Annotated in this window: 7 protein-coding genes; all 7 read right to left on the bottom strand. The window is 63.4% G+C overall.

All coding sequences use genetic code 11. The annotated features are described in order from the left end of the window. Positions 1 to 208 precede the first annotated feature (208 nt). The gene (gene secG / locus AAFM15_RS11120; protein WP_341686780.1) at positions 209 to 592 is read right to left on the bottom strand and encodes a preprotein translocase subunit SecG; all 384 of its coding nucleotides are present in this window, start codon (positions 590 to 592) and stop codon (positions 209 to 211) included. Between the two features lie 25 nt (positions 593 to 617). After that, positions 618 to 1,373: a triose-phosphate isomerase gene (gene tpiA / locus AAFM15_RS11115; RefSeq protein WP_341686779.1), complete on the bottom strand. Its 756-nt coding sequence runs from the start codon at positions 1,371 to 1,373 to the stop codon at positions 618 to 620. Further along, positions 1,370 to 2,392, bottom strand: a complete 1,023-nt coding sequence (locus tag AAFM15_RS11110) for an NAD(P)H-quinone oxidoreductase (RefSeq protein ID WP_341686778.1) — start codon at positions 2,390 to 2,392, stop codon at positions 1,370 to 1,372. Before AAFM15_RS11110 ends, tpiA begins: the two co-directional genes overlap by 4 nt. A gap of 41 nt (positions 2,393 to 2,433) precedes the next feature. After that, positions 2,434 to 4,575 carry a polyribonucleotide nucleotidyltransferase gene (pnp, locus tag AAFM15_RS11105; RefSeq protein WP_341686777.1) on the bottom strand — a complete coding sequence of 714 codons (2,142 nt, stop codon included), beginning with the start codon at positions 4,573 to 4,575 and terminating at the stop codon, positions 2,434 to 2,436. A gap of 214 nt (positions 4,576 to 4,789) precedes the next feature. Then, entirely contained in the window at positions 4,790 to 5,056 is a 267-nt protein-coding gene (gene rpsO / locus AAFM15_RS11100) for a 30S ribosomal protein S15 (RefSeq protein ID WP_371833106.1), read from the bottom strand. 136 nt (positions 5,057 to 5,192) lie between these two features. Further along, positions 5,193 to 7,139: an exodeoxyribonuclease V subunit alpha gene (gene recD, locus AAFM15_RS11095; RefSeq protein WP_341686776.1), complete on the bottom strand. Its 1,947-nt coding sequence runs from the start codon at positions 7,137 to 7,139 to the stop codon at positions 5,193 to 5,195. Then, positions 7,136 to 8,505: PD-(D/E)XK nuclease family protein (locus tag AAFM15_RS11090; protein WP_341686775.1), on the bottom strand; the 1,370-nt coding region annotated here is incomplete at its 5' end. The genes AAFM15_RS11090 and recD, both read right to left, overlap by 4 nt.

Genomic DNA, 8,505 nt, shown 5'->3' with positions numbered 1-8,505 from the left:
GCTTTCGCCACTACCCCCTCAAGATAGCGTGTCTACCAATTTCACCACGACGGCGGGAATGTTTTCCGGTTCGCTTGAGGTACAGCTCGTCGGCTGTTTATCGCTCTCCGGATAATCCCTAATTCTACTCTGAAACCGTACCTTGACCTGACAAAAATCAGGAAAAAATTCAGTCTTGCTGAAGCCTTCCGTAAGCTTCGTTTAATACTTACTTCGCGGGAATACCCTGCGTGGTATTGACGGTTGCTGCGCCCGGAATTTGAGCGGCAGTGCTGGTGTCGGCGGGAGCCGTTACAGGCGTAGAAACCGGCACCACGGAACCTTCAAGCACGCTGCCCGAAGACACGTTACGACCTGCATTGCCAATGTAGGCCAGCAACAGCGTGCACACAAAAAACACAGCAGCAAGAACAGCCGTGGTGCGCGACAGGAAGTTGGCACCACCCGTGGCACCAAACAGGCTGCCCGAACCGCCGCTGCCAAAGGCTGCGCCCATGTCAGCGCCCTTACCGTGCTGAACCAGAATCAGGCCAATCATGGCCAGGGCCGACAGGATCTGGACCACCAAAATCAAAGTCATCATGATGCTCATTGCATTCTCCAATTCAAATAAAACTTCAAGCCGCGCAGCGATGCGCGGATTGCAAAATTGTCAGAAAATCAGCGGCCTTGAGGGATGCACCCCCAATCAAGCCGCCATCAATATCGGTTTGCGCCAGCAACTCGGCGGCGTTGGCGGCGTTCATGCTGCCGCCATACAAAATCGACACACGGTCGGCATGCGGCGTAGCGGCCTTGATTTGCGCCCGCAGGACCGCGTGCACGGCCTGCGCCTGTTCGGGCGTTGCGGTACGGCCTGTGCCAATGGCCCAGACCGGCTCGTAGGCCAACACAATCTCGCTGATACAGTGCCCGTTTTCGTGGATCACGGCAGCCAGCTGGCGTTTGACCACGGCTTCGGTTTCGCCTGCTTCGCGTTGCGCCAGGGTTTCGCCTACACACACAATGGGGGTGATGCCATGCGCCAAAGCCTGCTTGGCCTTGAGCGCGACCAATTCGTCGCTTTCGCCATGGTATTGGCGACGCTCGGAATGGCCCACGATGCTGTAGCGCACACCAAAGTCACGAAGCATCGCGGCCGACACTTCGCCGGTATACGCACCCGCAACTTGTGAAGACAGGTCCTGCGAGCCCAAACCCACCGGCGTGCCCACCAACAACAGTTGAACCTGGGCCAAATAGGGAAACGGCACACACACACCAACGCGGCAGCGCATGGCGCCCAGACCAGACTTGATGCCGTCCAGCAGCGCCTGATTGGCAGCCAGGCCGCCATTCATCTTCCAGTTGCCCACAATCAGTTTCTGGCTCATGTCTTGTCTCCCCAGGTCAGAACAATTTTTCCGACGTGCTGACCCGACTGCATCAGCGCGTGCGCCTTGGCCGCCCCGCTGGGCAAGCCATCTACCGGCTCACATGCCTCAAACACGCTGTGGATCACGGGCTTGACGCGCCCCTCGGTCAGCCAAGGCCAGACGTTTTCACGCAGCTTGTGCGCAATCGCCGCCTTGAACGCGATGGGACGCGGACGCAAGGTCGAGCCAGTGATGGTCAAGCGACGGCGCAACACCAGACCGGCGTTGAACTCGCTCTTGATGCCACCTTGGACGGCAATGATGACCAGGCGGCCATCTTCGGCCAAGGCCTCGACCTCACGCGCCACATAGTCGCCAGCGACCATGTCCAGAATCACATCCACGCCACGACCGTTGGTCAGGCGCTTGGCTTCTTCCACAAAGTCTTGTGTTCGGTAGTTGATCGCATGATCCGCACCCAGGGCCAGACAGGCTTGACATTTGTCATCCGAGCCCGCGGTCACGATCACTTTCGCGCCTGCAGCTTTCGCCAGTTGAATGGCCGTCACGCCAATGCCGCTGGTGCCGCCATGCACCAGCAAGGTTTCGCCCGCTTGCAGGCGGCCACGGTCAAAGACATTGCTCCAGACCGTGAAGAACGTTTCGGGCAGCGAAGCCGCCTCCACATCCGACAGACCTGCAGGTAGCGGCAAACACTGTGCTACAGGGGCCACGCACAACTCGGCGTAACCACCGCCTGCGACCAGCGCACACACCCGATCGCCGACCTTCAAACCGGCTTGCGCCATGGCCTGGGCATCGCCCGAGACTATGGCGCCCGCCACTTCCAGCCCCGGCCACGCCGGTGCACCGGGCGGCGGCGGGTAAGCACCCGTGCGCTGCAGCACATCGGGGCGATTCACCCCGCTGGCGTGCACGCGAATGAGCACCTCCCCTGCCCCGGCCACCGGGTCAGGACCTTGCGTTGGCACCAGAACCTCCGGGCCACCAAAGCTGGAAATGTGAATGAGCTTCATGTCAGCACAGGCCGCGAGCCCGAAGGCCCGCTGCGTTCAGATCACTGCTGTTGTTGCTGCTGTTGCTGCTGTTGCTGAGCGCCTTGTGCAGGACGGTCCAGCAGGGCTTTCATGGACAGCTTGATGCGGCCTTTTTCGTCGGTCTCGAGCACCTTGACTTTGACGATCTGGCCTTCGCTCAGGTAGTCGGTCACTTTTTCGACGCGCTCGTGGGCGATCTGGCTGATGTGCAGCAGACCGTCCTTGCCGGGCAGCAGGTTGACCAGGGCGCCGAAGTCCAGGATCTTGGTGACCGGGCCTTCGTAGACCTTGCCGATTTCGACTTCGGCGGTGATCTGTTCGATGCGCTGCTTGGCCATGTCAGCCATGGCGCCGTCCGTGGCGGCGATGGTGATGGTGCCGTCTTCCTCGATGTTGATCTGGCAGCCGGTCTCTTCGGTCAGCGCACGGATGGTGGCGCCGCCCTTGCCGATCACGTCACGGATCTTCTCGGGGTTGATCTTCATGGTGTAGAGCTTGGGCGCGAAGCTGGACACTTCGGTCTTGGCTTCTCCCATGGCGTCTTGCATCTTGCCCAGAATGTGCATGCGGGCTTCTTTGGCCTGGGCCAGAGCGACTTGCATGATTTCCTTGGTGATGCCCTGGATCTTGATGTCCATCTGCAGGGCGGTGATGCCGTTGGTGGTACCGGCCACCTTGAAGTCCATGTCGCCCAGATGGTCTTCGTCACCCAGGATGTCGGTCAGCACGGCAAAGCGGTTGCCGTCCTTGATCAGACCCATGGCGATGCCGGCCACGTGGGCTTTCATGGGCACACCAGCGTCCATCAGCGACAGGCAGCCGCCGCAGACGGAAGCCATCGACGAAGAGCCGTTGGATTCGGTGATTTCGGACACCACGCGCAGGGTGTAGGGGAACTCGTCCTTGGAGGGCAGCAGCGGCACCAGGGCGCGCTTGGCCAGACGGCCGTGGCCGATTTCGCGGCGCTTGGTGCTGCCCATGCGACCGACTTCGCCGGTGGCAAAGGGAGGCATGTTGTAGTGGAACATGAAGCGGTCTTCGAACTCGCCAGCCAGCGCGTCAATGCGCTGCGCATCGCGCTCGGTACCCAGCGTGGTCACGACCAGGGCCTGGGTTTCGCCACGGGTGAACAGGGCCGAACCGTGCGTGCGGGGCAGCACGCTGTTGCGGATCTCGATCGGGCGCACGGTGCGGGTGTCGCGACCGTCGATGCGGGGCTCACCGGCCAGAATCTGACCGCGCACGATGCGGGCTTCGATTTCGAACAGCAGGCCGTCGACCTTGATGGCGTCGAATTCCACGCCTTGGGCCGTCAGGCCAGCCTTGGCGGCAGCGTAGGCTTCGCGGCAAGCTTGCGTACGGGCTTGCTTGTTGCGCAGCTGGTAAGCGGCACGCAGGGGTTCTTCAGCCAAAGCAGCGAGCTTGGCTTCGAAGTCGGTGTCGCGGGCAGGCGCTTGCCAGTCCCACACCGGCTTGCCCGCTTCGCGCACCAGCTCGTGGATGGCGTTGATGGCGGTCTGGCTCTGCTCGTGGCCATAAACCACGGCGCCCAGCATGACTTCTTCGGACAGCTGGTGAGCTTCGGATTCGACCATCAGCACAGCGGCTTCAGTGCCAGCGACCACCAGGTCGAGCTGGCTGTCTTTACGCTGGGTCTGGCCGGGGTTGAGCACGTATTCGCCGTTGACGTAACCCACGCGGGCAGCGCCAATGGGACCGTTGAACGGGATGCCGGAAATCGACAGGGCGGCAGACACGGCGATCATGGCGGCAATGTCGGCATCAACTTCGGGGTTCAGCGACACGGTGTGGATGACCACGTGCACGTCGTTGTAGAAGCCTTCGGGGAACAAGGGGCGGATCGGGCGGTCGATCAGGCGGCTGGTCAGGGTTTCGAGTTCGCTGGGCTTGGCTTCACGCTTGAAGAACGAGCCAGGAATCTTGCCGGCGGCGTAGGTCTTCTCGATGTAGTCCACGGTCAGGGGGAAGAAATCCTGGCCGGCTTTGGCTTGCTTGGAGCCCACCACGGTGGCGAGCACCACGGTGCCGTCCATGTCGAGGAGCACGGCTCCGCTGGCCTGGCGAGCGACTTCGCCCGTTTCCATTTTGACGGTGTGTTGACCCCACTGGAAGGTCTTGGTGATTTTGTTGAAGATGGACATGTTCAGTTTCCTTGGGAACATTTGCGGCGCTTAAGGCAGCGCCTTTGGCCCGGATTGCGACTGCTCTGAACACCATGCCATTCCATAAAACCTGCCCTGGCAGGGCTTGTGGAATGACACAGCGCGGGTTCGATCAGCTCGTTTTCCGATGTTTCAAGTACAAAGCGCCTGAGCCACTGCTGTGAACTCAGGCGCTTTGCATCTTGTCGGGCAATTACTTGCGCAGACCCAGTTTGGCGATCAGCGCGATGTAACGATCAGCATCCTTGGCCTTGAGGTAGTCCAGGAGCTTGCGACGACGGCTCACCATGCGCAGCAGGCCACGACGACCGTGGTGGTCTTTGGCGTGTTGCTTGAAGTGGGGCGTCAGTTCGTTGATACGTGCAGTCAGCAGAGCGACTTGCACTTCGGGGGAGCCAGTGTCGTTAGCGGCACGGGCGTTGTCTTTGACAACTTCGGCTTTTTTGGAAGCAGCGATCATGATTTTTCCTTGTTGCGCCACCCTTGCGGACAGCGTTTGTTGACTTGCGCCAGCGGCTGGAAGGGCTACTGACGTGCGCTTTGCACCATGCAAAACCTAGCCATTATAGCGTTTTTGGACTCACGTGGGGTCAGACTCACCCCCACCACTGCCCCAAGCCACTGGCCCGCGCACTCGGGCGGGCCAGTGCGGCTTCCAGCAAGCCGGCGTCGGCCTCCACCAAGGTCAGGCGCTGGCGGGCGCGGGTGATGCCGGTGTACGCCAGTTCGCGGCTGAGCACTTCGCCGCCGCCTGGCGGCAGCACCAGCACGGTGTGGGCAAATTCGGAGCCTTGGCTTTTGTGCACGGTCATGGCAAAGGCGGTTTGCACGTCGGGCAGGCGCATCACGGCCACAGACCGCAAAGCCTCGCCCTCGGCAAAGCACACGCGCAGGCCTTTGCCGTCTTCTGCAGGCAGGGCCACGCCGACGTCGCCGTTAAAGACACCGGTTTGCGCGTCGTTGCGCAAGACCATGACGGGGCGGCCGGCATACCACTCGCCCGCCACCACCGGCAGGCCCGCGTGCTGCGCAAGCGCTTTTTCAATGGCGTCGTTCAGGCCCTGCACGCCCCAGGCGCCTTCACGTACGGCACACAGCACGCGCATGCGGTCAAAGGCCTGCAGCACCTGCAGGGCCCAAGCTTGGTACCCCTCGCCTGCGGGCGCGCCTTGGCGGACCAGCGCGGCATAGTCTTTCCAGCCCCAGGCGGCGTCCAGCGCGAGGTTGCACACGGTTTGGGGCTGGTGGGTTTGCAGGCTGGCCACGTCTTCTTGGCCTGCTGCCAATACAGCGCGGGCGGCCTTGGCATCACCCAGGTTCACGGCTTGGGCCAGCGCACCAATGGCACCTTCAAAACGCTTGCTGTGGCGCAGCATGACCGTGACTTGCGCCAACACGGGCGCGGCCCCGGTGGCCAAACAGTGGGCAGGCAGGTTTTGCCCGCTGACACGTTGGGCCATGGCGGCGGTGTCGGCGTCGTACAGGCCTTGCGCGGCGTGGCGGCACACATCGCCCAGCACGGCCCCGGCCTCGACGGAAGAGAGCTGGTCTTTGTCGCCCAGCAAGATCAGGCGCGCTTTGGACGGTAGTGCGGCCAAGAGGTTGTCCATCATTTCCAGATGCACCATGGAGGCTTCGTCCACCATGAGCACGTCCACATCCAGCGGGTTGGCGGCGTGGTGCTTGAAGCGGCGGGTGTCGGGCCGCGCACCCAGCAGCGAGTGCAAAGTGCGTGCAGGGGGCATGGTCTTGATCAGCTGCTCCAGGTCCAGCAATTCGAGCGGCACTTTGTCTTTCAGACTCACCAGTGCAGCGTCGATGGATTGTTTGAGCCGCGCAGCGGCCTTGCCCGTGGGCGCAGCCAGCGCCACGCGCAGGGGCGCGGGGCCGGGGTGCAGCGCCAGTTGCAGGGCCAGCAGCCGTGCGGCGGTGTAGGTTTTGCCGGTGCCCGGCCCGCCGGTGATGACGGCCAGGGGCGCACGCAGCGCCACCGCGCAGGCCAGGCGTTGCCAATCTGTGTCTTGCGGTGGCGGGCCAAACAGGCGGCCCAGCCACTCTGCGGCCAGCACTTCGTCCACCGGCAGGCGCTCCAGCGCACGCGTGCGCAAGCCCTGCCCTGCGCGCTGTTCATACGCGGCGTAGCGGCGCAGGTACAGCAAGGGCTCCTCTGGGCTGCCCCCCAACACCAGGGGCTGACCTTGGTCGGGCGCGTCGGCCTGGCGCAGCACGCTGGACTGCAGGGCTTGCTGCCACGCCGACACGGTGGCGGGCATGTGTGCCCACAGGGCTTGCAAGCCTTGCTCGCCCTGCACCGCTTGCGCGGGCCAGCCCAGCCAGGCAGCAGGCGCTTGCAACAGTTGCTGCAGCGGCAAACAGGTGTGGCCGCGCCCTTCCATGTGCGCCAGCAAGGCGGTGGCCACCAGCAAGGCGGGCGAGGCCTGCGCATCCAGGCGCAGCAGCTGGGCAGCCAGCGCCACGTCCAGCCTGCGCAGCCAACCCGCTTGCATCCAGGCTTGCAACCACTGCAGGGTTTTGTGACTCATGACACCTCCTGCGCGTCGAGCATGGCGTCCAGCGTCTGCAGCAAAGGCAAGGACGCGGGCAAGGTGCAACAGCCGCCTGCCGGGCCGTCAATACCGCGCAAGAACAAGTACACCGCGCCGCCCAGGTGCTGCTCGGGCACGTAACCCTGCCCCAGACGGGCACGCAGCAAGCGGTGCAGTGCCAGCAGGTACAAGGCGGCTTGCACGTCGTAGCGGTGGGTGGCCATGGCGGCTTGCAGCGCCTGGGGGGTGTAGGCGGCATCGTCCGCGCCCAGGTGGTTGGACTTGTAGTCGAGCACCCAGTAGCGGCCTTGGTGCTCAAACACCAGGTCGGCAAAGCCCATGAGCATGCCGTGCAGCTGCGACTGCGGCAGCGCCGGGCGCGGCACGCCGGGGATCACATATTCGCGGCACGCCTGGTCAATGGCCGGAGCATCGAGCTGGTGGGCGGGCAGCCAGAATTCCATTTCGGGCAAGACGCTTTGCAGGGCCTGCAGGGGTGCGTTCGGCCCCTCCAGGGGCTGGCGCACCACGCGCATGAGCCACGCTTGCACATCGTCGGCTTGCGCTTCGTAGCCGGCGCGTTCGCACGCACGTTGCAGGCGGCGCGCCTGGCTGGTCCCGGGCTCCAGCGCAAAACCTTCTGCCGCCAGCCATTCCAGCTGGTCGTGCAAAAAGTTACCGGCAGAGGGGCCACGCGCAAAGCGGTGCCAGGCCTGCACTTGGCGCGAGGTGGTGGCGGGTTCGCTCATTACGGGCTCGCTCACCACAGGTTCGTCGTCTGCGGGGTGCGGCAACTGCAAGGCCAGGGGCAGTTCTTGCGCGCTTGATGCATCGTGTTTCAGGTCTCGCGCCAAGCGGCTGAAGCTAGCAATGGTCCAGCTGCGGTCAAAGGTGGCGCCAAACACTTTGGCGGCTTGCGCTTGCGCACCCGATGCGGGTTTGGACCAGACGGTCACGGGCACGCGCTCTGGTGCAATGCGCAGCTGTACCGCACTGCCACAGGTAGCCAGCGCTTGCTGCACCACTTGGGGCCAGGCTTCGGCCTCGTGGGTTTTTTCACCGCCGAGCAAGTGGCCTGCGGCGCTGAGGTGGTTTTTACAGTCCTTGCTGTTGCCGATGCGGATCGGGCTCCAGCCCAGCCACAGCGCATGCCGCGCACGCGTCAAGGCCACGTACCACAGGCGCAGGTCTTCGCGCAGGCGGTCGCGGTCGGCACGCTGAACATCGGCGTCATCAAACGCCAGCGACCATTCGCGCTGGCCGTCTGCGGTTTGCCGTTGCAGCAAACGCGTGTTTTTACGGTCCACCTGGCGCAAGGCGTGCGCAAACGGCACACACACCACCGAATACTCCAGCCCCTTGC

It is taken from the genome of Limnohabitans sp. (assembly GCF_038134685.1).
GTDB lineage: Bacteria > Pseudomonadota > Gammaproteobacteria > Burkholderiales > Burkholderiaceae_C > Limnohabitans_A.
The sequence above is the reverse complement of the archived record's forward strand: the minus strand, read 5'-3'. Positions and strand labels throughout refer to the sequence as shown.